27 protein-coding genes, 1 tRNA gene and 1 pseudogene are annotated in these 25,958 nt (G+C 64.8%); 10 read left to right on the top strand and 19 right to left on the bottom strand.

The features are described 5' to 3' along the window. Positions 1 to 64: 64 nt before the first annotated feature. The 3 genes from FGL98_RS17785 to FGL98_RS17775 are packed head-to-tail and all read right to left on the bottom strand — an operon-like array spanning position 65 to position 2,254. Entirely contained in the window at positions 65 to 1,057 is a 993-nt protein-coding gene (locus FGL98_RS17785) for a hypothetical protein (protein WP_146318933.1), read from the bottom strand. A gap of 1 nt (position 1,058) precedes the next feature. Next, entirely contained in the window at positions 1,059 to 1,853 is a 795-nt protein-coding gene (locus tag FGL98_RS17780) for a vWA domain-containing protein (protein WP_146318931.1), read from the bottom strand. Beyond that, complete coding sequence (locus FGL98_RS17775; RefSeq protein ID WP_146318929.1) at positions 1,850 to 2,254, bottom strand: hypothetical protein; 405 nt, start codon at positions 2,252 to 2,254, stop codon at positions 1,850 to 1,852. The genes FGL98_RS17780 and FGL98_RS17775 overlap by 4 nt, the downstream gene beginning before the upstream one ends. A 50-nt stretch (positions 2,255 to 2,304) precedes the next feature. On the opposite strand from FGL98_RS17775, the gene FGL98_RS17770 reads away from it, so the two are divergent. After that, positions 2,305 to 2,973 carry a hypothetical protein gene (locus FGL98_RS17770; protein WP_146318927.1) on the top strand — a complete coding sequence of 223 codons (669 nt, stop codon included), beginning with the start codon at positions 2,305 to 2,307 and terminating at the stop codon, positions 2,971 to 2,973. A 476-nt stretch (positions 2,974 to 3,449) separates the two neighbouring features. Further along, complete coding sequence (locus tag FGL98_RS17765; RefSeq protein ID WP_146318925.1) at positions 3,450 to 4,196, top strand: NUDIX hydrolase; 747 nt, start codon at positions 3,450 to 3,452, stop codon at positions 4,194 to 4,196. A 101-nt stretch (positions 4,197 to 4,297) separates the two neighbouring features. Here FGL98_RS17765 and dgt read toward each other — a convergent pair whose 3' ends face one another. The 4 genes from dgt to FGL98_RS17745 form a co-directional block, all read right to left on the bottom strand. Next, complete coding sequence (gene dgt / locus FGL98_RS17760; protein WP_146318923.1) at positions 4,298 to 5,713, bottom strand: dGTP triphosphohydrolase; 1,416 nt, start codon at positions 5,711 to 5,713, stop codon at positions 4,298 to 4,300. Next, positions 5,703 to 5,966: a hypothetical protein gene (locus FGL98_RS17755; RefSeq protein ID WP_146318921.1), complete on the bottom strand. Its 264-nt coding sequence runs from the start codon at positions 5,964 to 5,966 to the stop codon at positions 5,703 to 5,705. The genes dgt and FGL98_RS17755 overlap by 11 nt, the downstream gene beginning before the upstream one ends. Before the next feature lie 102 nt (positions 5,967 to 6,068). Then, on the bottom strand, positions 6,069 to 6,584 hold the full coding sequence (locus FGL98_RS17750; protein ID WP_146318919.1) for a CYTH domain-containing protein: 516 nt from the start codon (positions 6,582 to 6,584) through the stop codon (positions 6,069 to 6,071). A gap of 489 nt (positions 6,585 to 7,073) precedes the next feature. Beyond that, a complete protein-coding gene (locus FGL98_RS17745) occupies positions 7,074 to 7,451 on the bottom strand; it encodes a site-specific integrase (RefSeq protein ID WP_146318906.1) in 378 nt (125 codons plus the stop codon). Between the two features lie 139 nt (positions 7,452 to 7,590). Here FGL98_RS17745 and FGL98_RS17740 point away from each other — a divergent pair, with 139 nt between their 5' ends. The 8 genes and pseudogenes from FGL98_RS17740 to FGL98_RS27185 all read left to right on the top strand — a co-directional run. Next, complete coding sequence (locus FGL98_RS17740; protein ID WP_146318904.1) at positions 7,591 to 7,905, top strand: hypothetical protein; 315 nt, start codon at positions 7,591 to 7,593, stop codon at positions 7,903 to 7,905. Between the two features lie 6 nt (positions 7,906 to 7,911). Continuing rightward, positions 7,912 to 8,109, top strand: a complete 198-nt coding sequence (locus FGL98_RS17735) for a hypothetical protein (RefSeq protein WP_146318902.1) — start codon at positions 7,912 to 7,914, stop codon at positions 8,107 to 8,109. A gap of 386 nt (positions 8,110 to 8,495) precedes the next feature. Next, entirely contained in the window at positions 8,496 to 9,191 is a 696-nt protein-coding gene (locus FGL98_RS17730; protein WP_222432244.1) for an MT-A70 family methyltransferase, read from the top strand. Positions 9,192 to 9,403: 212 nt separating this feature from the next. Beyond that, the gene (locus tag FGL98_RS17725; protein WP_146318900.1) at positions 9,404 to 11,608 is read left to right on the top strand and encodes a type IV secretory system conjugative DNA transfer family protein; all 2,205 of its coding nucleotides are present in this window, start codon (positions 9,404 to 9,406) and stop codon (positions 11,606 to 11,608) included. A 214-nt stretch (positions 11,609 to 11,822) separates the two neighbouring features. After that, the gene (locus FGL98_RS17720) at positions 11,823 to 12,674 is read left to right on the top strand and encodes a replication-relaxation family protein (protein WP_146318898.1); all 852 of its coding nucleotides are present in this window, start codon (positions 11,823 to 11,825) and stop codon (positions 12,672 to 12,674) included. Continuing rightward, positions 12,671 to 13,099, top strand: coding sequence for a hypothetical protein (locus FGL98_RS17715; protein ID WP_146318896.1), 429 nt, complete (start codon positions 12,671 to 12,673; stop codon positions 13,097 to 13,099). The genes FGL98_RS17720 and FGL98_RS17715 overlap by 4 nt, the downstream gene beginning before the upstream one ends. Before the next feature lie 262 nt (positions 13,100 to 13,361). Next, on the top strand, positions 13,362 to 13,730 hold the full coding sequence (locus FGL98_RS26420; protein ID WP_246136620.1) for a hypothetical protein: 369 nt from the start codon (positions 13,362 to 13,364) through the stop codon (positions 13,728 to 13,730). A gap of 16 nt (positions 13,731 to 13,746) precedes the next feature. After that, positions 13,747 to 14,781 (top strand): annotated as a pseudogene (locus tag FGL98_RS27185) (recombinase family protein); the annotation flags it as partial. A gap of 658 nt (positions 14,782 to 15,439) precedes the next feature. Here FGL98_RS27185 and FGL98_RS17705 read toward each other — a convergent pair. From FGL98_RS17705 to FGL98_RS17650, 12 genes are all read right to left on the bottom strand, one after another. Continuing rightward, a tRNA-Ala gene (locus FGL98_RS17705) sits at positions 15,440 to 15,515 on the bottom strand. 95 nt (positions 15,516 to 15,610) lie between these two features. Then, complete coding sequence (locus tag FGL98_RS17700) at positions 15,611 to 16,246, bottom strand: histidine phosphatase family protein (RefSeq protein ID WP_146318894.1); 636 nt, start codon at positions 16,244 to 16,246, stop codon at positions 15,611 to 15,613. Beyond that, positions 16,243 to 16,599 (bottom strand): ribosome silencing factor, encoded by a 357-nt coding sequence (rsfS, locus tag FGL98_RS17695; protein WP_146318892.1) that lies wholly within the window; start codon positions 16,597 to 16,599, stop codon positions 16,243 to 16,245. Before rsfS ends, FGL98_RS17700 begins: the two co-directional genes overlap by 4 nt. A gap of 2 nt (positions 16,600 to 16,601) precedes the next feature. Next, a complete protein-coding gene (gene nadD, locus FGL98_RS17690; protein ID WP_146318890.1) occupies positions 16,602 to 17,189 on the bottom strand; it encodes a nicotinate-nucleotide adenylyltransferase in 588 nt (195 codons plus the stop codon). A gap of 17 nt (positions 17,190 to 17,206) precedes the next feature. Then, entirely contained in the window at positions 17,207 to 17,404 is a 198-nt protein-coding gene (locus FGL98_RS17685; protein WP_146318888.1) for a hypothetical protein, read from the bottom strand. A 21-nt stretch (positions 17,405 to 17,425) separates the two neighbouring features. Next, complete coding sequence (locus tag FGL98_RS17680) at positions 17,426 to 18,703, bottom strand: glutamate-5-semialdehyde dehydrogenase (RefSeq protein ID WP_146318886.1); 1,278 nt, start codon at positions 18,701 to 18,703, stop codon at positions 17,426 to 17,428. A gap of 14 nt (positions 18,704 to 18,717) precedes the next feature. Then, the gene (locus FGL98_RS17675; RefSeq protein WP_146318884.1) at positions 18,718 to 19,500 is read right to left on the bottom strand and encodes a DedA family protein; all 783 of its coding nucleotides are present in this window, start codon (positions 19,498 to 19,500) and stop codon (positions 18,718 to 18,720) included. Further along, on the bottom strand, positions 19,497 to 20,630 hold the full coding sequence (proB, locus tag FGL98_RS17670) for a glutamate 5-kinase (RefSeq protein WP_146318882.1): 1,134 nt from the start codon (positions 20,628 to 20,630) through the stop codon (positions 19,497 to 19,499). Before proB ends, FGL98_RS17675 begins: the two co-directional genes overlap by 4 nt. Continuing rightward, entirely contained in the window at positions 20,620 to 22,164 is a 1,545-nt protein-coding gene (obgE, locus tag FGL98_RS17665; RefSeq protein WP_146318880.1) for a GTPase ObgE, read from the bottom strand. The genes proB and obgE overlap by 11 nt, the downstream gene beginning before the upstream one ends. A 104-nt stretch (positions 22,165 to 22,268) precedes the next feature. After that, positions 22,269 to 22,541, bottom strand: a complete 273-nt coding sequence (rpmA, locus tag FGL98_RS17660) for a 50S ribosomal protein L27 (RefSeq protein WP_146318878.1) — start codon at positions 22,539 to 22,541, stop codon at positions 22,269 to 22,271. 105 nt (positions 22,542 to 22,646) lie between these two features. Beyond that, positions 22,647 to 22,955, bottom strand: coding sequence for a 50S ribosomal protein L21 (gene rplU / locus FGL98_RS17655; protein ID WP_146318876.1), 309 nt, complete (start codon positions 22,953 to 22,955; stop codon positions 22,647 to 22,649). A 114-nt stretch (positions 22,956 to 23,069) separates the two neighbouring features. Then, positions 23,070 to 25,535, bottom strand: a complete 2,466-nt coding sequence (locus tag FGL98_RS17650; protein ID WP_425461008.1) for an Rne/Rng family ribonuclease — start codon at positions 25,533 to 25,535, stop codon at positions 23,070 to 23,072. Between the last annotated feature and the right edge of the window lie 423 nt (positions 25,536 to 25,958).

Raw genomic sequence — 25,958 nt, 5'->3', positions numbered from 1 at the left:
GATTCATGTACTCATTATCCCAGGTTCAAGGCATCAAAGCGCGGGACACGCGCAGGGAAATCCCCTACATCACAATGGAATCCGACCCAGCCGAGACGCTACGTGTCCAGACCCCTGGGGCCAGCACCTGCGACAGGTCCTTGCTCGCGGTCGGCTGCAGTGCGGCGCTATTCGGCGCAAAGAGCACGTCACTAGACATCGTGGCAACGACCTCGTGGGGCGTGGTTTCGATCTTGATCTGCGTCGTGTCGGCTTGGGCGATGGAGCTGTTGACCGGAAAGGTCGTCAAGTGGTCGGACCAGACGACAAGCCTGCCGCCGCAGTGCTGGAAGTACTCGCGCCAGAACTCCCTGAGTTGTGCGGATTGCGCGCTGGTCAGCGGCGGATTCGCCTGATCGGCCCCGACCGCATACACGTTCCAACCCTTGCAACTCTCGACGAGCTGCTCCTTGGCCAGCTCGTTAATCGCCTTCGCCGGGTTTGCGAGCACCGTCGCCTCACTCAAATCGGCGTCCGCGGTGGTGTTAAGGAGAGAGCCGAGCAGTACGACATTGACCGGCCCGCCAGCCTTCGAGCCGTGAAGGTTCCCAGCGAGGGTGCCGAGCGCGGCAAAGACGTTCAGCGGCTTCGGAGCAGAGAGCCTGCTAAGGCTGCTGTAGGCCGTTGTGACGGCTGTCTTCTTGCACTTCATATCGTTGGTCCGCATCAACTCGTTCCGACCCTTGGCCTTCAGGACAACCGACGCGAGTTTGTCCGGTGCATTGTTGTCCTTGCCGATGCCATTCACCAACACCCACGCTTCTTTGTTGGTACCCGCCTTCACGACGAGGTTGACGTCGCTGGTGTATTGGATGGTGGACGAGCCGACGTCGCCGAGGATCGCGATCGTCGGCGTCTTGGCGGTCGCTGCTCCAGACTCGGTACACCGTGCAGCGGCGGCGCGACCGGTGGCGGGCTTCGGTGGTGCCCCGCAACCTGTCATTAGCAGACCCGCGAAAGCTGCCGTTGACATCACCGCCGTCAGACGGGTGATCGGTCGCCCAAGTGCGTATGTCATGTCAGTACTTCTTTCCGCGATGAGATGGGACTACAGGGAGGGAGAGGCCCAACGCGTGGGCGTAGATGATGCCGAGCTGGTGTGCCATCGTTGACACGTCCAGGTGCTCGATCCTGCTGAACGAGCCAAAAGAGACGGTGCGCCAATTCGCCTCCATAACAGGCGTGCACCAGTGCATCCGGTCGATGAGGACCATGTGGACGCAACCGTGGGGGAGGCTGGCAATTGCCTCGTGCATAGCGGGTGTCACGTCTTCGACGCCGTCGGTGAGGATGAAGGCGAGCGGGATCTCGTCGACGGCGAGCTCCGGCATGACGTCGTCCGTTCGACGAAGCGCCGCAGGCATGTCGTTGCCACCGAGCGAACTGTGCTCGCGGAGAGCCTTGTGCAGCGCACGGCGATTCCGTCGCACATCGTGCGGCCCGCACACCAGCTGAGCCGGGGCTTCGGTCCCCCAGGGGACGATGACGGCACGACCACCGCCTGAGCGGCGGGCGAGACTAAGCAGTGTCTCGGCTGCCGCGCCACAGACGTCGCTCGGATCGCCACCCCAGGCGGAGTACATGCTCCCGGATCGATCGACCAGGAACGCGAGAACCACCTTCTGTGCGCGTCGCGCGATCTCTTGTGCAGGCGCGCCCGTCAGCGCGGGTAACGTGATCGCCTTCGCCCGATCCGTACTGCTGACCGTGGCAGGTGGTGGCGCAGGAGTGAAGTTGCTGCCACGTTCGCCGATACCGTGCATGCCCAGGTTGCTCCGGGCGGCAACGCCGCACCACGCCTTCTTGGCACTCATGGCTGCTCCAGGAGCTTCTTGAGGTCTTCGGCCACTACCCGGTTGTTACCCGAACCGTGATTTGCAGCGTCGGCGTCCCTGGCGGCGACCGGTGGCAACCAGTAGTCGAGTTCATCCTTCTCGATGCGCTTGGAGTGCTCGCGGAGCACCTTACGGATCTCGTCCTGGTGCTTCAGAACCTCGGCAGCACTGACCCTCTCGAATTTCGGCAGATCCGTGATGCCGGTGAGCTTTGCACGCAGCGCTTCGCGCGCGTAGGTCGTTGGTTCGACAACCTCGGCACCGAACAGCGGCTGCTGCGGAGGCTCGGGCTGTGTCAGTATCGAGATCCGCCGGACACGCGCCATTTGCGACGCTACATTGCCCTCGTCGGCCTCGACGTGATGCCCGGACATGGCCACGATCGCACCCAGCGGTCGATACCTGCGTTGACACTGCTAGTCGTCGCGACATGGACCTCGACACCATGATCTGCAGCAGCAGCGGCTCGCTGTGCCTTCTGCTGTCGGTCCTGGAAGTCGCCGGCCAGCGGATTGTGATGGTGATATGCCAGAACTACCGCGGCGATGAAGATACCAATCTGCAGGATGACGAACGGCGCAGACTCCGCCGCGATGCCTTGGACAGCGAGGTAGTCGAGCCGGATACGAGCAAGGCCGAAGAGGAAAATGATGGCCGCGATCACGATGCCACCACCAACAAGCAACAGCACAGGCGACGGCTTCGGCCGCTGTGTGAGCTCCTTATCCGACCGAGCATGACGTCTCAGTTCATGATCGACGTGCGCCGCCTTGAACTGCACCCCACTGACGTGCCCCAAGATCGCGATGGCACACACAGACCCGAACGCCGCAAGGTCGAGCGGATCGCTGATCGGCACATGCGGGATCCAAGGGTGATCCGACAATCCGAGGATCTGGAACGCGACCGCGATCAGGGTCAGATCGCTGATGAAGAGGAACGCGTACGCCACTGCGTACGCCACCGCGGCGCGGCGGGTCGGTACCCGCAGATGCAGTCGAGCGAACACCAGCTGCAGCGCCATCAGCATGACCTGCGCGTGGAGAGACCAGTCGAGCTCCTGCTTGGCAGTCTCCTTCGTCCGCGCGTGCTCGACTAGGCCGCATTCGATGCTTCCGGCCTCGGCCTGGACGTCCTCGCGCATCCCGTGACCGATGACGGACGTGGTCGTATCGTGCGCCTTCCTGAGGACCTCGTTGGTCTCGAGATGAGTGTTCGGTCCGTTGTCTGGATTATGCACCCCGGAGGCGCCGTCTTCGGCCGCCATCGCTTCGGCTACACGGTCATCGAGGCCCGTTGTGTATTCCCTCCCATGCGAGCGGGTCAAGGCGCCAGGTGTGCTCCCAGATGATCGCTTCCGTATGGTTGACATAGCGTCACATCCTTTCGTTCGTGATGGTTCGAGTGGTGGTGCCGCCTCAGCGACGGCGCGGATGCCAGTCCGCGTCGTCGCGCCCCGTGGTGAGAAGGGGCTCACAATTTCCAGTTCTGATCAACGGTGCTTACTGTCACTATGACGATAAGCACCAGGTCCTGCTCATGTCAACATGACGATAAGTGGTAGGTTCGATCCTTATGACCACCTCGCACTACAACCCCAGGCGCCACCCGCCGCTCGAAGTCGCCGTCGACCTCGTCATGCTGTCCGTTGCCCAGGGCAGGCTGGACGTTCTGCTGGTCCGGCGCGGCGCAGAGCCGTTCGAGAGTCGGTGGGCACTACCGGGCGGGTTCGTTGGCGAACGCGAAGGTCTTGAACAGGCGGCACGTCGTCGGCTGGCACAAGAGGCAGGCGTCGACCCCGGGCAGACGCACATGGAGCAACTCGCGACATACGGTGCACCTGAGCGCGACCCCCGCACCCGCGTGGTCTCGGTCGCGTACCTGGCGCTCGCCCGGCTTGCGCTCCCACCCCAAGCTGGCTCCGGCGCCATAGATGCACGGTGGGTGCCGGTGGGCGACGCTGAGTCGGACGCTCTAGAACTAGCGTTCGACCACCACACGATCCTGCGCGATGGTGTCGAGCGAGCGCGCTCGAAATTCGAGTACACACCAATTGCCACAGTGCTCTGCGGCCCCGAGTTCACCGTCGCAGAGCTACGTCGTACATACGAGATCATGTGGGGCCAAGAGCTCGACCCGCGCAACTTTCACCGAAAGGTGACGAACGCCGAGGACTTCATCCGACCGACCGGTGGGACGACCACTCGCCACGGAGGCAGACCCGCACAACTGTACCGAGCCGGACGGGCCGTCGCACTATATCCACCGCTCCTCCGCGACGCGCACGGCGAGTCTACCAGCGCCTCACAAATTGCACGCTAAACGAATAATGCTACCCACCGAGCGGGTCAAGCTCCACCATGACCGCCAGGGATCCACAGGGGTTTAGTGATGGTTGATCCGGCTTACGGTGCAGGATATTCTTACGAGTGAAGCAGTACTGAGCCTCCAAGTTTACTGTGAAGGCTCGCCGCCTCAATATCAGTTAGTCCCGCGATGAAATCAACTGCCGCGCGCGCCACTTGCACGTCATCATCAGGGGAGCCAGATGCGACGTCCCATAGTAGATCTCTGAATCGAGAGGGAAGCCGCCGAAGATTCCTCCTGAGTCTCTGCCGATTCCCGCGAGCGTCCTCGGGGTAGCATTCCATTGCCCAATCGCACAGCCATTCGTGCAACTCTCTTACTATCTTCCGTTGGCCCTGTTGATTTGATGAAAGAACTGGGTGATTTATCACGTAGAACCACGTCAACTCTTTCAAATACTCTAAAGCAAGAAGTATTTCTGGCGGCGTATATAACTCGCCGTTTCCATTAATAGAAACGTTCTCTTGCACACCCCGAACCGCAGCCGATTCAAATGCATGCAACGCCTCCCGATCTGAGTCGGAGTCTGAATAGGGCCGCAGCGGAAGGGGGAGCTGGTCTAGCCAAGCTTTCGCCCCCATTAGGTGATCCGCCGTATAGCCTACTTCGGGCTTATCATCCAGGGCAGATATTGCATAAGCGTCAAAGAGAGAAAATTCACTACCAATACCAGTTTGCGATCCCTGCAAACCGTCATGTATTGCATTGAGGGGGATTAAGCCAGCGCGAAAATAGTCATGCACGTCATGGATGGCATAGGTTACGTCATCCGCCAGATCCATTATATCGGCATTGAGTGAACGCGTCCGACCATCACCGATCGCGCGGGGCTTAATATCATTCCATAACGCTGCATCATCCCCATAGAAACCCCACTTCTTTGAGTAATACTTTGTGAGGTGACGTTTATAGTGGTCACCCAGGTAATCCTCAGCCCTATGGAACTCCCATGGGTACTTGATGGTAGCCGCTATTGAGACCGCCGTAGCATTAATCCCGATTTGGCGTCCGGCGCTGACATACGCGGCGTCTGATGCCTTGTGGCTCAGGCGTGTCAATATTCGGAATGTTTGAGCATTTCCTTCGAACGAGTCGTCCAGCCTATATCGGTAACTTTCATTCGCCAGAATCCCCTGCAGCTCCTTCTCCGCTACATGTCCGAACGGCGGATGACCAAGGTCATGGGCGAGTCCAGCAAATCGAATAGCCTTAGGGAAAATAGTCCCTTCGAGGTCTGGATGTTCACTCAGCAGATATTTCGCCAATCGCTCGCCTACTTGCGCGACCTTCAATGAATGAAGTAGCCGATCATGCGACTTGCTAAGAGAATCCGTTCGTGAAGTGACCTGGGTGACACCGCGAAGGCGCCTCCATGCACTAGAGTACAGGATCGCATCGCAATCTCGTTCGCACGGCGAACGCCACGGCTCGTTGTCCTTCGGACGTGGGCGCCAGTACGGCTCAGCCAGCATCTTGATCTAATATTTGCTCTCGGCTCGCTTCCTCCACCGCAATCGCTACATCTTGAGGATCGACATCTGCGTTTTCCCGGATGATTCGGGCACGGACTTCGGCTCGTCGCCGCGTGTCAAGTTCACCGGCCCTACGTGCGGCCCGCGCAAGCTCGAGCGCGCGCTGCATTCTAGCCGCTTCCTCTGCGGCATCCTGTGCAATCATCTCCATTAGCGACATTTCTGGTTGGCACCTCTCGTAGTTCTGTTCCATATCACCTCCCTTGTGACTAGTCCGGGCAGCATAAATCGCCCCCTTCAATTTCCAGGATACTCTCGTACACGTATAATGCAAGACGCTGCAAGGATAGGCACATCATGGGCGTTCCTTGAATGGCCATGGATTAGCGGCCAGTTCCTCGTTGTTGTAGCGAACGTCCTCCGTGACCTCCTCGCCCGCCCACCATGGCTTCTTAAGGCTGCCAACAGCTCCTCGCCCCGCCTCAAACTCGGCAATGATCAAACCGTGGTTCGCACCCTCGAACACATCGATAACCCAGGTATTTCCCTCGGTGATCTTGGCGTAGCGCTTCTTTCGGATGCGGTGAGGTGTGACCTCAGCGATAGCGTGCGCATGGCCAGGGTCCATCGGCTGCTCGAGCTCGTAGCGGTGCGCGTCCTTGCGCGGTCCCTTGAGGGTGAAGGAGGCCTGCGTCTCGCCAGTCGGATCGTCTGAGCGCCGGATGGTGCGCACCCGGATGGCGTAGCCGCCCGCCTTCCAGACGTACGCCTGTTCGATCTGCTCGTAGTCCTCCACGCCATTCAAGACAGCAAGGTCAGCCACTAGGAAGCGGCGTTCGTACTCCACATCGTCTTCTAGTGCATCGGTCATCGCCAGCCTCCCTGGGTGCCCATACAGCAAGTACAGCACCGGCCACCGACAAGCACCTCACCGCCCTCTACCGAGGCATCCCAGAGCATGGAGATGTCGACACAGGGAGACGTCGAACCTGGTCGAGAGCCATTCAGATTACCTGTAGTCCAACAGCGTTGGACTACAGCCTCGAGTGGCGTCACCCTACGGCGACCGGGATGATTCGTGCACGGCAGCTGCGGCCACTCGGTACCGGCACGTGCGCAAAATGCCTGGTCAGGGTCTTGTGGGGCCTCGCACCCCTGTCTCCTGCCGTTAACGAGGCGTGCACGAACCACCCCACCACTCCCATACTTCTGGGACGCGGCCACAGCCAACGTACGCGGCTCCATGACGATCACGACTCGTAGCGTAGCCCGTAAGTAGCACTCGACGGGCCCGAATCCCCCAAGGAGGACCGATTTTGTCGTCGAATTCGTCATCGAAGCCCTGGCCTCAAATTCGGTTTCACTTGACGGCATCGTCGAACCTCCGCCACGCCGCCATCCTGCGCCGCACGGTGTTCTCGCTGTACTTGCGTCGCCGGAGCAACGCCTTGTACTGCCTGAGCTGCTTGTCGGTCAGGCCGAAGACGTCGAACCCGCGCTCCCTAGCCCACCAGTAGATGTCGTCGAGGTCACAGCGGTAGGCCCGGGCGGTCTGGTAGCCATAGCCGAGTAGGAACTCCTCGCGGGCCTGGATGAAGCGTAGATCGTCAGGCCGGGCACCGGCCTCGACGTAGGGCATCAGATAGTCCGGGTATCGCTGTGGCGTCTCCTCTGCATTTGTCGCCCTGACCACGGATGGATCGCCGCCACTCGGTGCGTGCCAGTCCTGCGTGGTCATACTTCGTTCTACCACACCCTCGCCATGCCACGAGTTATCACGCTTGTGCTTGCAAGCCGCTGACCTGCGTCTTTACCGTCGTTGGTGTCATCTTCGTTTCGAAAACGGCATCTGAAGCGGTGCCAGAAAGGTCGTCACCATGAATGAGGTCCAGCGCCACACAGGTGGCATGCAAGTGAGCCGTCGGGCCGGCCGGCAGCTGCAGTCGATCAGCGACAGCACGCTCGTGCGAATCGCCGACGTCGCAGCCGAAGCGGATGTGCAGACCGCGCGAGTCGCGGCCGTGACATCGGTGGGAGCCGCCGCTATGCAGAGCGTGTCGCTCGTCGCGCAACTCGCCCAGTCGGCCGAACTGATGTGCCCCAACGCGGCAAGCGAGATCAACCTGATCCGCTCTGCCGTCGCGATGAGCGCCTCGCAGATCGTCATGGAAACCACGAACAGGACCCGGTGATCAGCGATGGTGTGGTTCATCGTGGGTGTCGTCGTCGCGCTCGCTGCAGTGACCGGAGGATGCTGGCTGGCGCTCTATCTCAGCGACTCCCGCAAGCAGGAGCTCGCCAACATCGATCTGGAGCGGCGGCTGGCCGAGATGAAGCTCAACCGTCTGACGAATGAGGCCATCCGCCAGATCTTCGAGGCGACCAGGCTGTCGTAATGCACCAGTCCCGGCCACTACTCCAGCGCCTACTCGTTGCTGTGCTCCTCTTGCTCGGTACGGCGCTCACGATCAACTGGACGATGCGGCTTATCGAGCAGGTCTGGCTTCCCCTGGTCGTCTGTTTCGTGGTTGTCGGCGGTGTTGCGGTTGGTGTTCGAGCCTGGATGCAGCGGCGCAGTCGTTGGTAATACTTGCGGAGTTGTGAATTCCACAACGGATTTTATCGGTCGCAGACTATGCGCCAGCAAGCACGAGGTATTAGGTAACAGCGGTGTCGCTTCGCGTGTCTTGTCGCTCGTCGCACCGCTGCCCGGTGGTATTGCAATTGGCCCCGGGATGTTCTTTAACAGTAATCACCCCGGGGTTTACTCCCTCATTCCCTGGTGGACTATCAATCAACCAATTTAGCCCGATATTCATCGACGGTAATCGATGAATATCGGCAGGAAGGAGCATTAATAATGCTAACACAGAACGCTGCTACTGGGCAGGTGGAACCTGCCCCACGTCGGTTCAAAACAATCCTGGCTGATCCGCCATGGGATGTTCAGCAAAAGGGTGCGCTCGGAGCGCAGGCGCACTACCAGCTCATGACGCTGGACCAGATCAAAGCCATGCCAGTGGCCGACCTCGTCAGCGAGGACGCGCACTGCTGGCTGTGGGTGACCAACGCTACCCTGCGCGCCGGATACGACGTGCTGGAAGCCTGGGGCTTCACCCCACGATCCCCCTTGACGTGGATCAAGCCACGCATCGGCCTCGGCCGGTATCTGCGGAACGCCACCGAGCACCTCATCCTCGGCACCCGTGGTGACGCCCCGGTGCACTTCCGGGCGCAGCCAACCTGGATGTTTGCGCCGCTGCAGGAGCACTCGCACAAGCCCGAAGAGCAATATGCCGTCATTGAGCGGATTAGCGAAGGCCCGTTCTTGGAGCTGTTCGCCCGGCGCCGGCCACCGTCCGATGCCGCTTGGAGCGTCTGGGGCAACCAGATTGACGCCGACATCGTCATTCCTGGCTACCCCGTGCCATCCGATCGGAACGATCAGTCGGAAGGAGGGCGTCATGCCGAGGCGTAGACGGCGCACGACAAATCGCAAGCCGCAGGACGAACGGCGACTGCGAGTACGCAGCATCCGCCGAGGCAAACCAGATGCCAGCAAGCTGTCGCGGGCCTTCATCGCCCTAGCGGTCGCCCGCGCCGAAGCCGCCGCTCAACAGCAAGCGAAGGAAATGGATAACCGGCAGCCGGCCCTTGGGGCAGACAGTCAGAGCTACGACGGAGACGACGATGACGCCGCGTAAGCCATCCCGCTCTACCGGCCCGGGCAGCGGTTGGGTCTTCAGTGAGCTGCATTTGCCGCGCCCGCTCGAGGTTGACCAGGTCAACGGCATGCTGCTTCGGATCGCGGCGGACCGGGCCGCTCCTCTGCTGGTCTTCGAGGCCCGAGCCGAGCACAACCAACTCGTGCAACACCTGGTCGGCACACCCGCCGAGCACGTGGTGTGGGTGCAACGGTCGCTTCGGCACTTGCTGCCGGGTCTGGATATCGACGGTATGACAGAGCCACGTCTGCCGGTGCAGCGGTCAGTCCACGTCCGGCTGCGACCCCCTTCCCTCGCTTTGTCGACCGAGCGGGCCGAGCTCACCAGCCTGAGTCTGTTGTCCGCGTTGGACGCTCGGCTGGCCGAAGGGGAACGTCTGGTGGTGCAGGTAATGCTGGGACGGCGACTATCACCGAAGCACCTACCGAAGGAGCTACCGGATCCGACTGAGTCGTGGTGGCAGATGGTCCTGCGCGGTGAGTTGTCGGCACCAACTCCAATACGCGACCAGATCGACACCCGCTCTGGGCAGCACGGCTTCGCCGCCACTATCCGCATCGGAGCAGCCGCCATGACCCCGGAACGACGGCAGCAACTGATGATCGGGATCCTGGGAGCGCTGTCCACCGCCCAGGACCGTGGGACATATGTCGACCTGCGGTTTGAACCGGCCAACCGGTTCAACCAGCCGCGCTTGCCGTGGCGCTGGCCACTGCGGCTCGGAGCGACGGAGCTGACGGGGCTGTTGGGCTGGCCACTCGGCGACCGAGAGCTACCCGGCGTGCCACCACGTCACCCACGACCGTTGCGCGTCCCCGAGGCGGTCAACCGTAGTGAACGACTGTTCGCGGTGCCCGGTGCACCCGGCCCCTCGGCACCGGTTGGGATTTCAGCCCAGGACTTGACGGCTCACTTGGTGACGCTGGGTCCGACCGGATCCGGTAAGTCAACCGTGCTGGTCAACCTCGTTGCAGCCGATATCGCCGCCGGGCGGCCGGTGCTGGTGATCGACCCGAAGCGACAGCTCATCCGCGACATCGTCGAGCGCGCCGTGCCAAAGGAGCGTATTGGTGATGTTGTCATCATCGATCCGGCCGACGCGAAGACCGGTCGGGTTGTCGGGTTCAACCCGCTGAATGTCGGTAACCGCGACCCCGATGTCGTCATCGACGGCCTGGTGGCCGTGCTGAAGCAGGTCTTCCACGATGGCTGGGGCCCACGCACCGAGGACATCATCCACTCCGCCCTGCTGACCCTAGCGCGCGTCAGCGCAACCAGGAAGGTCCCCTTCACGCTGATGGACCTACCCAGGCTGCTGACGGACGATCGGTTCCGGCGCTCGGTCATTGGGCAGGTGGTTGAAGACCCTGGTCTTTGGTCGTTCTGGTCGAGCTACTTGGCGATGTCACCGGGAGCCCAAGCTCAGGCAATTGCCGCGCCGCTGAACAAGTTGCGCCAGTACCTACTGCGGCCCAGCCTGCGAGCGATCCTCGGACAGCGCGACCCGACTTTCCGGCTACGGGATGTCTTTAAGGGCAACAAGATTGTGCTGGTACCGCTCAATGAGGCCCTCATCGGGCCGATCACCGCGCAGCTGCTCGGCTCCCTCATCGTGGCCGAGGCCTGGTCGGCCACCCTGGAACGCGCCGAGGAAGATGACCCGGGTAGTCGTCCGGCCAGCGTGGTCATCGACGAAGTGCAGCAGTACCTGCACCTGCCGGTCTCGATCGATGACGCGCTGACCCGCAGTCGCTCCTACGGGGTCGGCTGGCACCTGGCCCACCAGCACCGCGCCCAGCTACCACCCTCGACCCGGGCAGCCGTCGACTCCAACGCCAAGTCGAAGATCATCTTCCGGCCACTCGACCCCGACGATGCAGCGGCCGTGGCCCGGCAGGCACCCGACCTGCAGGCGGTCGACTTCCTTAGCCTCGGCAAGTGGCAGGCCTACGCCAATCTCACCAGCGACGGCACCCCGGCCGGATGGGCATTGGTGCGCACACTGCCATCGCCCGAGCCGACAGGGCTCGGAGGCCGGATCCGCGCCCACAGTCGAGACCACTATGCCAGCGAGGTCCCCCAACCGCAGCGAGCGCAACCAATTGCCAATAACCAGAATCGTAACGAGGCACCCAACGGTGAGCTGGGGCGGAAACGGAGACGATCATGAGTCGTCAACATAAGGTCGTACGACGAGGATCCACCGCTGAGTGGGCAGGAATCGGCCAGCCTCTGACTGTCATCTCGGTCGTCGTGTCCCGACCGTCAAGAGTTCGCCCGCTTGGCAGGTCAGGTGCCGTCTGCCGCCTGTGGCGGGAGGGGACTGACCCCGCGTCGCGGGGCAGCATCAGGGGCGAGGCAGCAGCAGGCACGGGAGGCACCCGATGACCCGCTCCGATCTGGTTGGCCTGCAAGATCACCTCACCGATTCTGACCTCCAGCTCCTGCGCGACGCAGACAAGTACCGGCTGCTGACGACCAGCCAGATTCAGCGCTTGTACTTCGACCACGCCCGTCCAACCCCGGTTGCCGCAGCCCGAGCCTGCAACCGGACGCTGGCCCGACTTCGGCGGCTGCACATCCTCAAGGCTCTGGAACGACGGATCGGCGGCGTGCGAGCTGGCTCGGCCGGATTCGTCTGGTACGTCGGCCCAGCTGGAGACCGGCTACTCCGGCTGCTCGAACCAGCCGCCGGTAGAGGGCGACGCAACTACCGGGAGCCGTCCAGGTACTTCGTCGACCACACGCTGGCGATCGCCGAGCTGGCGGTGCAGACCATTGAGGCCGCCCGCAGCAGCGATGTGGAGATCTTCGATCTCCAGACAGAGCCAGACAGCTGGCAGCAATCGCTCTCCCCAAGGGGCACGGTGCAGTGGCTCAAGCCCGACCTGCGGCTGGTCACCGCTAACGGCGACTACGAGTACCACTGGTTCCTCGAGATCGACCTGGCCACCGAGCACGCCCCAGTGGTGCTGCGCCAGTGCCTGGCCTACCAGTCCTTCCGTGCGACCGGGCGCTACCAAGCAACACACGACACCTTTCCGGTCGTGGTGTGGGTAGTCCCCGACGAGCACCGACGCCAACAGCTCCGCGGCTGGATCGACGCCGACGGGCGGCTCGACCCTCGGCTTTTCACCGTCATCACGGCCAACGACTTCCTGGACCTGATCCGTTCCGGCGGCCACGACACATTCACTAATCCAGGGGGTGGGCAGAAGGGAGGTACAACCTCATGAACAACGAACCAAACAAGCCCAGTCCCGAACAGCGCGAGCCACAGCTCGGTGACGCCTACGTCCTGGATGTCATCCAAGACCCGCCCAGCCCGGATGCTGCTCACCTCATCGAGGAGGTCTACGCCCGCCACGGGAACGCGTTCGCCGTCTACCTGAGCCTTGAAGACGTCGACCAGTACAGCGAGTCTGTCGAGGAAGACTTCCGCGACGCCTACGTCGCCAGTTACGACAGCCAAGACGCGCTCGTCGATGACACCATTGACTCCTGGGGCTGGCACCGCGACCTCGACCGACTGTTGCGCGACGAACCGCTGCTGCGCTCCATCGTGACACTCGACCGGGATGCCATCTGGGACTTCACCCAGGAGCACTACGACATCGTCAACCTGGTGGACGAGTACCACGTCTTCGAGCAGTGGCCATAACCACCAGACGAGGAGGCCGCCCTCTCCACGCCAGCCAGGCCACACGAGCCGCTGTCCGCCCGATCGGGACTGACGCGGGCCATTGGGCCGAGCCGAGCCACCGAGACGCGACACGGCCGGACGTGGGACGCGGCAACGGGCGGCGCCGGTGTTTCCGCAGGTCAACGCCCGTTTTCGACTGGACTTTACGGCCGAAGAGAGCGTCAATGTCGACAGCGCGGGAGGGACCCGCCGGGCCCCTCCCGCCAACCAGTAACAAGTAATGAAAGGAGGCATATTCACTATGCAAGAACAACAACCACAAGAACAGAACATCACGGATCAGCCAGAGGCAGAACAACATTTCAAGACCCTCGCCGTCCGCGTCGAGGAAGGTCTGCACGCCCGACTGCGGTTCCTCGCCCAACTCAATGAGACGAGCATCTCCGAGGAGATCCGCACGGCACTGGAGCAGCGCATCACCAGCGCCCAAGAAGACCCCAACGTCATTGCCAAGGCCGAACAAGCCAGAGCAGAGGTCGAACGACAAGCGGCGGCGCGCAGCGAGGCCATTGCCGGATTCATCGGCAAGTCCGCGGTCACAGGCAGCGCCGCGAAGTCGCGTCGCACCACAAAGACCAACAACCAATAGCGAAAGGAGTACAGCCATGACCGAGCTGCCACCACCTGGTGCCGCATCGTCATCACCATCGAAGACCGCGATTACCTACCTACGGGTGTCCACCGCCGATCAGGCATCACGCGGTGGGCGGGAGGAAGGCTTCTCCATCCCCGCCCAGCGCGAGGCCAATACCCGCAAGGCCGCATCCATGGATGCGATTATCGTCGAAGAGTTCGTCGACGCTGGTGAGTCAGGCACGTCAGCGGCCAAGCGGCCCGAACTGCAACGCATGCTCGGCTACGTGCGCGAGCACCCGGTCGACTACTGCGTCGTGCACAAGCTCGACCGGCTGGCACGGTCTCGGGCCGACGACGTGTCCATCCACTTCGCCTTGAAGCAAGCCGGGGTCACGCTGGTGTCCACCAGCGAGAACATCGACGAGACGCCATCCGGAATGCTGATGCACGGCATCATGAGCAGCATCGCCGAGTTCTACTCCCGCAACCTGGCCAACGAGGTCACCAAGGGATTGGTCCAAAAGGCCAGCCTGGGTGGCACCGTCAACCGGGCACCCCTGGGATACAAGAACGTGCATCTCACCGACGAGCTGGGACGGATCAACCGCACAGTCGAGATCGACGCCGAACGCGCCCACCTCATCAGCTGGGCGTTCTTCCGCTATGCCGAGGGCGACACCACCATCCGACTGCTGCTCGACGAGCTGACCGACCGCGGCCTGACCACGAGGGCGACACCGAAGTGGCCCAGCAAGCCACTCAGCATCACCGCCGTCCACAAGATCCTGCACAACCCCTACTACAAAGGCGAGATCCACTACCGGGGCGTCGTCTACGCCGGAACCCACGAGCCCCTCGTCGACCCCACGACCTGGCAGCAGGTGCAAGACCTGCTGTCGGCGCACAACCAGGCCGGCAACCAGCAGCGCACCAACCAGCACTACTTGCGTGGCAGTGTGTTCTGTGGCGACTGCGGTTCCCGACTCATGGTCACCACGGCACGCAACAAGTGGGGTACCGACTACCTCTACCTCATTTGTTCCGGACGAGCCCGGAAGACGACCGGGTGCCAGCGGCAAGCCATGCTTGCCGAGCACGTCGAGGAACTCATCGACGACGAGTACCGCACCATCGCGTTGTCGCCCGAACTGCGCGACAACGTCGAAGACCTCGTCCAGGAAGACTTCGAGGCGCTGCAAGCCGCCTCTGCCGATGAGCGCAAGCAACTCGACGAGCAGCGGATCACCCTGATGGCACAGCGCCAGAAGTTGCTGGATGCGCACTACGCCGGTGCCATCCCACTCGACCTACTGAAGACCGAGCAAGACCGCATCGGCAGTCAGTTGTCTCGTATCCAAAACCAGCTGGGGACGGCCGACGCCAACTTCGAACAAGCCCGGACCATGCTGTCCGAGACCCTCGACCTTGCCCGGGACTGTCACAGCGCCTACCTGGAAGCCGACGACAAGACCAGGCGGTTGTTCAACCAGGCGTTCTTCAAGAAAATCTACATCGACGAGGATCACGACAGTCGTGAGCGCAGGGTCCGGGTCGATTACAACCAGCCATTCGAGGAGCTGCTGTCACGCGTCGTGCCAGCTCGCGTACACCGTGAGATGCAGGAGCAACAAAACGAAACCACCCACCGGGTGACCCCGGTGGGTGGTTCTGACGTCTGCAGTGCTGGCGTTGCCGAGGTGCAGAGTTCTCATACGAGCACTTTGGTGGAGCATAGGAGATTCGAACTCCTGACCTCTTCCATGCCATGGAAGCGCGCTACCAACTGCGCCAATGCCCCAAGTGGGTGCGTCCCCGCGAACGGCGACTGCCACACTCTAACGAAAACCCGACCCGGTCACCAAATCCGCCGGCACTGGAGTCGATGCGGGGACATCAGCGGCACGAGTTCCACCCTTCGATGCGCCATCCGGTTCGAGATTCTACAAGTGTAGTCCAACGGCAGTTGCCCATCCCGACCAACGACGTCCACGCCGTATGCTGGTCCATCCCGACGAGCGATGCCGCCAGCGCCCGGCTGGTCACCCCGTGACTGGCGATGACCGCGCACTCACCGACCGGCAGTCGTCCGATCAGCTCGTCGGCGGCCTCTCGAGCGCGCCGGGCGACCTGGGCAACGGTCTCGCCCGTCTCGCCCCGTTGCAGATCCTCCCCCTGGTCCACCCTGTCGAGCACATCGCCATAGCGAGAGCGCACCTGAGCGGAGTCCAGACCGGACCACTGCCCCACGTCGATCTCCCGCATCCGCGCGTCATACGTCACCGGCACACCGGTCACGTTCGACAGCGCCTGCGCGGTCGAGGCCGCCCGGGACAGGTCACTGGCCACGATCTCGACCGGCTTGTATGCCGCGAGGTGCTTCGCCGCCTCGTCGGCCTGTCGGAGCCCCTTCTTCGACAACGGCACATCGTGCTGGCCCTGCCAGACACCACGGGCGTTGTGACCGGTCTGGCCGTGCCGCCAGATGATCAGCCGGCGTGGCTGCTCGACCCGGTTGGTCGACGCGCTCATGCCGTGAGGTCGATGGTCGGGCAGTCCCCCCACAGACGATCAAGGTCGTAGAAGTCGCGCTCCTCCTCATGCTGGACGTGCACGACGATGTCTCCGAAGTCCAGCAGCACCCAACGGCCCTCGTGCTGGCCCTCCCGGCGCACGGGCTTGGCCTGCAACGCGTGCAACCGCTCCTCCACGGCATCCACCACCGCGGACACCTGGCGTTCGTTGTCGGCCGCGGCCACGACGAAGACATCGGTCAGCGCAAGCTGGTCGCTCACATCGATGGCAGTCACCGATGTCGCCAGCTTGTCCTGCGCGGCGGCTGCCGCTGCGCGTGCCAGATCGAGCGCCCGCTGCGTCGCGACCACGTCTACTCCTCCTGAAGGTCCCCGGGCGGGGAGCGGTAAAGCTGATACTTGCCGATGTACTGCACCACACCGTCCGGCACGAGATACCAGATCGGCTGGCCCGAGTCGACGCGGCGACGGCACTCGGTCGAGCTGATCGCCATGGCCGGCACCTCCTGGAGCGTCACGCGCTCCTGGGGCAACCCGGCATCGGAGAGCACGTGGCCGGGGCGCGTGACCCCGATGAAGTGCGCAAGCTCCCACATCCGGTCGATGCCCTTCCAGGACACGATCTGGGCCAGCGCGTCGGCGCCGGTGATGAAGAACAGCTCGGCGTCGGGACGTTGCTGCTGCAGGTCGTGGAGGGTGTCCATCGTGTACGTCGGCCCCGGCCGGTCGATGTCGACCCGGCTGACGCTGAACCTCGGGTTGGACGCGGTCGCGATCACCGTCATGAGATAGCGGTGCTCGGCGGGCGCGACATCACGACCCTGCTTCTGCCAGGGTCGGCCGGTCGGCACGAAGAGCACCTCGTCGAGCCCCAGCAGCGACTGCACCTCGCTGGCCGCGACCAGGTGACCATGGTGGATGGGATCGAACGTGCCGCCCATCACACCGAGGCGAGTGGTCAGTGCTCCGACTTCCCCTGCGGCCTCGTCGGGCGGGTCTTGCTGGCGACGTTGCGGAACGACCAGAGGATCGCGAGCAAGGCCAGGAATACGCAGATCGCGATGATCCCGTAAAAGATATGGGGCATCGGCAGCGCATTCTCGTGCAGCGGCGGCACCGGAGCCGTTGCGTTCAGCGATACAAGGGACGAGGTCATAGCCGCATGCTACCGGGTTGGTCAGCGCACCTGCCCGTCACCCTCGACGACCCACTTGGTGCTGGTGAGCTCGGGCAGCGCCATCGGCCCCCGGGCGTGCAGCTTCTGCGTGGAGATCCCGATCTCGGCGCCGAATCCGAACTCCCCGCCGTCGGTGAACCGGGACGAGGCGTTGACCATGACGGCGGCGGCGTCCACCTCGGCGGTGAACCGTCGCGCGGCCACGCGGTCGTTCGTGACGATGACCTCGGTGTGCCCCGTCCCGAAGCGGTCGATGTGCTCGATGGCGGCAGCCAGCGACGACACCACGCCGACGCTCATCTCCAGCCCGTGGAACTCCTTGCCCCACTGCGTGTCCGTGACCGGCAGGTATGCCGTGCCGGTGGACGCGGCCGCGCGGCCGGCCGCCTCGTCGGCATACAGCCGCACGCCGGCGGCCGCCAGGTCGACGAGGATCTTCGGCAGGAACTCCTGCGCCACGTCCTGATGCACGATCAGCGACTCGGCCGCGTTGCAGACGCTGGGCCGGTGGGTCTTGGAGTTCATCGCGATGTCGTGCGCCATGGCCAGGTCGGCGCCGGCGTCGACATAGACGTGGCAGTTGCCGATGCCGGTCTCGATGACCGGCACGGTCGCCTCGAGGACGACCGCCTGGATCAGCTCGGCCCCGCCGCGCGGTATCACGAGGTCCACCAGTCCCCGGGCGGTGATCAGAGCAGTCACATCGTCGTGGCCGCCGTCGAGCAGCTGCACCGAGTCCACCGGCAGCCCTTGCGCGGCGAGCGCGTCCCGCAGCACTCCGACCAGCGCGGCGTTGCTGCTCGCGGCGGCCGACCCGCCCCGCAGGATCATCGCGTTGCCACTCTTCAGGCCGAGGCCCGCAGCGTCAACCGTGACGTTCGGTCGCGCCTCATAGACCATCCCGACCACACCCATCGGGACCCGCACCTGCCGGATCTGCAGGCCGTTCGCGAGCGTGGAGCCGCGGACCACCTCTCCGACCGGGTCGGGGAGCGAGGCGAGGTCACGCAGCGCCTGCGCGATCGCTGCGACCCGCTCGGGCGTCAGGCGTAGGCGGTCCTGCAGGCTCTCCGGCATGCCGTGCGAGCGGCCGCGGGCAAGATCCACCGCGTTGGCGGCCACGACATCGTCGGTGGCCGCGGCGACCGCGTCCGCGAGCGCGAGCAGCGCCCGGTCCTTCTCGGCGCGCGGCAGCAGCGCCAGGCGTTTGGCGGCCACCCGGGCTCGCCGCGCCGTCTGCTGGATCCGATCGATGACCTGCGCGGATGGGATGCTCATGAGACCAATGGTAGTTAGGCGCGTTGCCGCCGGCTGCGGATGATGCTGCTGGCGATGATTCCGACGACGAGCACGATCGAGATGTAGTAGCTGTACTTGCTGATGAGGTCGACGAGATGCTTGGCCGGCGCGCCGATCCGGTAGCCGAGGTAGAAGTAGATGCCGCGGTTGACGACCGCTGCCGCAAAGTCGAGCAGCAGGAAGTTGCGCAGCTTCATCCGGGCATTGCCGACGAACGCGTCCACGATCGCGGTGGGGATGAACGGGATGAACCAGGCCAGGACAACCGCGGGGGCACCGAAACGGTCGGCGAGCCGCTCGGCGTGGTGGGCCGTGCGTGCCGCCCACCGAGACCGGCCGGCGACCACCTCGATGATGCCGTGCCCCCACAACCGGCCGGCCCACCAGAAGATCCAGTCGAACTTCATCACCGACAGCGCGCCCAAGAGCAGGCCGAACCACCCGAAATGCGACGTGCCGGCCCGCAGCTGCGTGCCGAAGTCGACCATCGCGATGCTGGATCCGCTGACCGCGGCCAGGACATAGGTGTTCAAGCTCAACAGGATCGGGCGAAGTGGCAGCGTCACCAGGCCGTAGATGCCGATCACGCAGAACGAGGCCCAACAGGCGATGTCGACCCTGCGGGGCTTGCCCTTCCACGGCATCCGAGGGTCGTCCCACCACTCCCGCTCGGCAGGCTGCTGCGCTGCGACGTCCTGCGCGGGCAGCGCTTCGTGGCCCGAGTCGTCGCCGTGGGTCACGGCCGGATCCCCCGTCGCGGCGTCGTCATCACTCATCGTCTCCCCCGCCTCAGCATTGCGAGATCGTCGTGATGGACAACCTCCCGCTCGTACTCGGCGCCTAGTTGGCGCGCCAGGTCGCGTGTGCTGCGCCCCAGCAGCCCCGGCAGGTCCCGTGAGTCGTAGTTGACCAGGCCTCGCGCGACCACCCGTCCCGCAAGATCGACCAGGTCGACCGCATCACCAGAGACGAAGCGTCCGGTGACCGAACGAATCCCCGCCGGTAGCAGCGACTTCCCGTGACGAGTCACTGCCTCCACCGCGCCGTCATCGAGCGTCAGCGCTCCACGCGAGGAGGCGGCGTAGGCGAGCCACAGCTGGCGGGCCCTCCCCCGGGCGTGCGTGGGCGCGAAGACCGTGCCCACGTCCTCCCCGGCCAGTGCACGCTGCGCCAGGGGGGTCGAGGTCAGCAGGGTCGTCACCCCTGCCGACGTGGCGATCTGCGCCGCCTCGACCTTGGTGACCATGCCGCCGGTGCCCACCCCTGAGCCGGAGCCGCCGAGGTCGACTCCGCCGAGGTCATCGGCGTCGGGCACAAAGTCGATCCGGCACGACCCGGGCCGGCGCGGTGGCCCGTCATACAGCGCATCGACGTCAGACAGCAGGATCAGCGCCTCGGCATTGATCAGATGGGCCACGAGGGCGGCCAGCCGGTCGTTGTCGCCGAACCGGATCTCGTGGGTGGCCACCGTGTCGTTCTCGTTGACCACGGGGACCACGCCCATCGCCAGCAGCTTCTCCAGTGTGCGCCGGGCGTTGACGTAGTGCCCGCGCCGCGTCACGTCGTCGGCGGTGAGCAGGACCTGCCCGGCCAGGAGGCCGTGCCTTGCGAACTGCGCGCTGTATGCGGCCACCAGCGCGCCCTGACCGACACTTGCGGCTGCCTGCTGGGTCGCCAGGTCTCGTGGCCGCACGGAGAGGCCGAGGGGTGTCAGCCCGGCGGCAATGGCGCCCGAGGAGACCAGCACCACCTGGCTGCCCGCTGCCCGTCGCGCGGCCAGCACCTCGACCAGGGCGGCCAGCCGTTCAGCTGCGATGCCGCCCTCGGGGCCCGTGAGCGAGCTGGAACCGACCTTGACGACCAGTGGTGACGCCGATGCGACCCGTGCTCGCAGGTCAGTCGTCATCGTCACCGGCGTCGTCGACCTCCACGGGGGGCCGCTCGGTCCACAGGCCGGCACGACGCTCTGCCATGAGCTCCTCGCGTGCCTCTCGCTGACCATCCTTGCGCGCGTGGAACTGATCACGCCGCTCGGCGCGGGTGGGCCGCTGGGCCTCGTCCAGGCGCAGGTCGGTGCCGCGGGAGCCGAGCAGCTCGGCGCCGGCCTGCATGGTTGGCTCCCAGTCGAAGACGACCGCGTTGTCCTCAGGGCCGATGAGCACCGTAGAACCGGGCACCGCACCCGCCTTGAAGAGGGCATCTTCGACTCCGAGGCGATTGAGCCGGTCCGCCAGGTAGCCGATCGCCTCGTCGTTGCTGAAGTCCGTCTGCCGGATCCACCGGGTGGGACGGTCTCCGACCACGCGGAACAGCTCGCCGTCGGAGGTCCGCTCCTTGCGGACCGTGAAACCCGAGTCGTCAACGGCCTTGGGACGCAGCACGATCCGGGTCGGGACGGCTGCTTCGACCTCGTCACGGGCAGCGGTGACGTGCCTGGCCAACGAGAAGCTCAGCTCTTTCAGCCCGACGTGCGCGACCGCGGAGACCACGTGCACCTCGAGCCCGCGTGCCTCGAGATCTGGGCGCACCATCTCGGCCAGTTCCCGCGCATCGGGCACATCGGCCTTGTTGAGCACGACGATCCGGGTGCGTTCCGCCAGTGGACGCCCGCCGAGGGAGTCGTCCGCGACATACTCCGACAGCTCGTGCTCGATCGCGTCGAGATCGCTCATCGGGTCGCGGTTCTGCTCGAGGGTGGCGCAGTCGATGACGTGCACCAGGACCGAGCAGCGCTCGACGTGCCGCAGGAACTCCAGTCCGAGGCCCTTGCCCTCGCTGGCACCCGGGATCAGGCCGGGCACATCGGCAATCGTGTAGCGATCGCCGCCGGCCGTGACAACCCCGAGGTTGGGCACCAGCGTGGTGAAGGGGTAGTCGGCAATCTTCGGCTTCGCTGCCGACATGACCGAGACCAGGCTGGACTTGCCGGCGGACGGGAAACCGATCAAGGCAACGTCCGCGAGTGTCTTGAGCTCGAGCAGGATGTCCTGCTCGTCACCGGGCTCGCCGAGCAGCGCGAAACCGGGCGCCTTGCGCCGCATGGACGCCAGCGCCTTGTTGCCCAGGCCACCTCGGCCGCCGCGGGCCGCGATATACCGGGTGCCCATCCCAACCAGGTCGGCGAGCACCTGACCGTCCCTCGTCTTGACGACCGTGCCCTCCGGCACCGGCAGCACCACGTCCTCGCCGTCGCCGCCGTATCGCTCGTCTCCGGCGCCCGGCTTGCCGTTCGTCGCCCGTCGGTGCGGAGTGTGGTGGTACTCGAGCAGGGTCGTCGACTGCGGGTCGACCTCCAGGACCACATCGCCGCCGCGTCCGCCGTTGCCACCATCGGGGCCACCGAGCGGCTTGAACTTCTCACGGTGAACTGACGCAATGCCGTGACCACCATTGCCACCGACCACGTGCAGCATGACGCGGTCGACGAAATTCGTAGCCACGGAGGATCTCCTTCGAAGGGATGGATGGAACCAGGCTATGGCTGAAGGGGTGGGCCCACTGTGGGACCCACCCCTCCATCCGAGGTATGAACGTTTGCCGGGCCTCAGGCCGAAGCGACCTGCTCGTCGTGCTCGACGATGTTGACCGTCTTGCGGCCACGCTTGGCGCCGAACTCCACGGCACCCGCGCGAAGCGCGAAGAGCGTGTCGTCGTTCCCGCGGCCGACTCCCTCACCGGGGTGGAAGTGTGTGCCACGCTGCCGAACGATGATCTCGCCCGCGGCGACGAGCTGGCCGCCGAAGCGCTTCACGCCGAGTCGTTGGGCATTCGAGTCGCGCCCGTTGCGGGAGGAGGATGCGCCCTTCTTGTGTGCCATGTCTACAAGCCTTTACTAGTCGTGGGTGAGTCGGGTGAAGTCTGTTCGGGATCCCCGCGCAGTATCGGAGCGAGGGACGAGCGGAGAACTTCGCGGGGTGACGGTCTAGGCCTCGATCGCGGTGACCTTGACCTGCGTCAGCGGCTGACGGTGGCCCTGACGCTTGCGGTAACCCGTCTTGTTCTTGTACTTCACGATCGTGATCTTCGGGCCCTTCGCGGACTTCAGGACCTCTGCCGTCACCTTCACCGTGGCCAGCTTGGACGCGTCCGAGGTCACGGCGTCGCCGTCCACCAGCAGCAGCGGCTTCAGGTCGATGCTCTGGCCGGCCGACGCGGTGACCTTGTCAATGATGAGCGTGTCGCCGACGGAAACCTTCTCCTGACGACCGCCCGCGCGAACAATCGCGTACACGTGTAACTCACTTTCGCTAAAGAGTGCACTCGCTCTGTCTGAACCGGCCAACAGCTACCTCACGGATGAGACGTCGGCTCGGTGGGCGCACCGAGGATCAAGCGTACCGGGCGGCTACTCTCCGACCAAATTCGGCGGTCCGGCCGGTGCCACGACTCGCTTGCGCTTCTTCCGCGGCTTGGCGGCGGCTGCCGTCGGTGCTGCCACGGCCGGGGCGGTCACGTCCGGGACGGCCACGGTTTCGGTCGCGGGTTCGGTCGTGGCCTGCCGGGGCTGCTCGGGCGCGGATTCCGGCTGGGCAGCGGGTGCCTCCGACCTCCTCGCCCGGCCGGTCACCACCGGTGCCGTCTGCCCACCGTCTGCCGCGGGCGAGGCGGCGTCCCTGTCACCGGCGCTCAAGGCCGCGGCGTGGGCCGCGGCGGCGATCTGCGCGGCCGTGGGTCCATCGGACGACTTCGGCGTCTCCGGCTGCTTGGCACCGGACTGCTCGCCGTCCTCGTTCTTGCGACCCTTGCCCTTGCGGCTGCGCGATCCCCCGCTCCCGGTGCTGCTGGGTCCGCCGGACTGCTTCTCCACCGGGTGGTCGTGCACGATGAGCCCACGCCCGCCACAGTGCTCACAGGGTTCGGAGAACACCTCGATGAGGCCGCTGCCGACCCGCTTCCGGGTCATCTGGACGAGCCCGAGCGACGTCACCTCGGCCACCTGGTGCTTGGTGCGGTCGCGGCCCAGGCACTCCAGGAGCCGGCGCACGACCAGGTCACGGTTCGACTCGAGCACCATGTCGATGAAGTCGACCACGATGATGCCGCCGATATCACGCAGCCGCAGCTGACGCACGATCTCCTCGGCGGCCTCGATGTTGTTCTTGGTCACCGTCTCCTCGAGATTGCCGCCGGAGCCGACGAACTTGCCGGTGTTGACGTCGATCACGGTCATCGCCTCGGTCCGGTCGATGATCAGCGAACCACCCGAGGGCAGCCAGACCTTGCGGTCCATCGCCTTGGCGATCTGCTCGTCGATGCGGTGAACGGTGAAGACGTCCTGCGTTCCGGTCCACTTCTCCAGGCGGTCTGCCAGATCGGGCGCGACCGACCCGACATACTCGCTGACGAGGTCCCAGGAGCGGTCACCAGAGATGACCATCTTGGCGAAGTCCTCGTTGAAGACATCGCGGATCACGCGAACGGTCAGGTCCGGCTCGCCGTGCAGCAGCGACGGGGCGGCACCGGACTTCGATTTGCTGTCGGCCTGGATCTTCTCCCAGGCTCCCTGCAGCCGCTCGACGTCGGCGCGCAGGTCCTCCTCACTGGCCCCCTCCGCCGCGGTCCGCACGATGACGCCCGCCTCGGAAGGCACGACCTCCTTGAGAATCTTCTTCAGCCGACTGCGTTCGATGTCGGGCAGCTTCCGCGAGATGCCCGTCATGGAGTGCCCCGGCACATAGACCAGGAAGCGGCCGGGCAGCGAGATCTGAGAGGTCAGCCGCGCGCCCTTGTGCCCGATCGGGTCCTTGGTCACCTGCACCAGGACGGTCTGCCCGGACTTGAGGGCGTTCTCGATGCGCTTGGGCTGACCGTCCATGCCCGCCGCGTCCCAGTTGACCTCACCCGCATAGAGCACCGCGTTGCGGCCACGACCGATGTCGACGAACGCCGCCTCCATGCTGGGCAGGACATTTTGCACCCTGCCCAGGTAGACGTTGCCCGCCATGGATGCCTGCTGGGTGTCTCGAGAGACGTAGTGCTCGACCAGCACGCCGTCCTCGAGGACGCCGATCTGGGTGCGACCCTCGCGCTCGCGCACGACCATGCTGCGCTCGACACTCTCCCTCCGTGCCAGGAACTCGGCCTCGGTGATGACGGTGCGCCGCCGGCCCGCCTCACGGCCCTCACGGCGACGCTGCTTCTTGGCCTCAAGGCGGGTCGACCCCTTGATGGCCGTCACCTCGTCCCGCTCCTTGCGCGGTTCGCGGACCTTGGTCACGGTGCCGGGCGGGTCCTCCCCGTCGGCCGATCCGGATCCGCTGCGTCGACGACGGCGGGTGCGGCGACGACCCCCATCACTCGCGGAGTCGTCGTCCTTGGCGCCGTCGGTGGAGTCCTCCGGGCCGTTGTTGCCCGTGCCGGACCTGCCCTGGTCGGCGGAGGCGCCGCCCTTGGTGGCCTCCTTCTTGCCGCCGGACTTGCCCTTCTGCGTCTTGTCGTTGGCGTCGCGCCGACCGTTGGAGCCGGCGTCGTCCCTGCCCGCGTCCTCGTTCCCGGTGTCGCCCTTGCCGGCGTTGTCCTGCTCGTCCGACCCCGTGCCGTCGCCGTTCTTCGGTCGACGTCCGCGACCACCGCGACGGCGACCTCGAGCGCCGCCCTCGCCGTCCTGGTCGGCGGAGTCGTCGTCCCCTCGCTCGGCACGCGGGGCCGTCTGGTCACGCTCCGGCTCCGGGCTGGGTGCCCGAGTCACCGGGTCAGGCGCCTGGAAAAGGAGGCCGAATGCGGGTGCGGCCTGCGCAGTGGGAGCCTCGCTCGCCACGCCCGCATCCTGCGAGTTGTTCACCGATGAGTCGTTGTCGTCCTGGGGGGCCATGCCCGTCCTTAACTGCCAGGAAGCAGGACGCCCACAACTCAGGGGCCACTGGCCCACACGCCCGCATCCTGCGGTTTGGCCGCCGCGACACCTGTAAAGGTTGCCCGACGGAAGTCGGCTGCTACGTCCGATGCGGCTCGCGCACTGCGCGGCACCAGCACCTGGCGCCGTCGGTCCGGGTCCTGCAGTCGCCGCCATCAGGCGCGCGTGCGGTCGGGACTCGACGGGAGATGGACACGTTGTGGTGTGTGCACCGCCACCATCGAGTATCGCACAGTCGGTCGTCGGGGGCAGCCACCAACGCGTCACCGATCTGCCCCTGCCGACCCAGGACCCCAGCTACGGCGCCTCCTGGGCACCTTTGACGCGTTTCCAGACTCGGCACCATCGGGAATACTGGCGTGCATCCGCTCCCCCGACCGA

This window comes from Leekyejoonella antrihumi, from assembly GCF_007845645.1.
In the GTDB taxonomy this organism is placed as follows: Bacteria; Actinomycetota; Actinomycetes; order Actinomycetales; family Dermatophilaceae; genus Leekyejoonella; species Leekyejoonella antrihumi.
The sequence above is the reverse complement of the archived record's forward strand: the minus strand, read 5'-3'. Positions and strand labels throughout refer to the sequence as shown.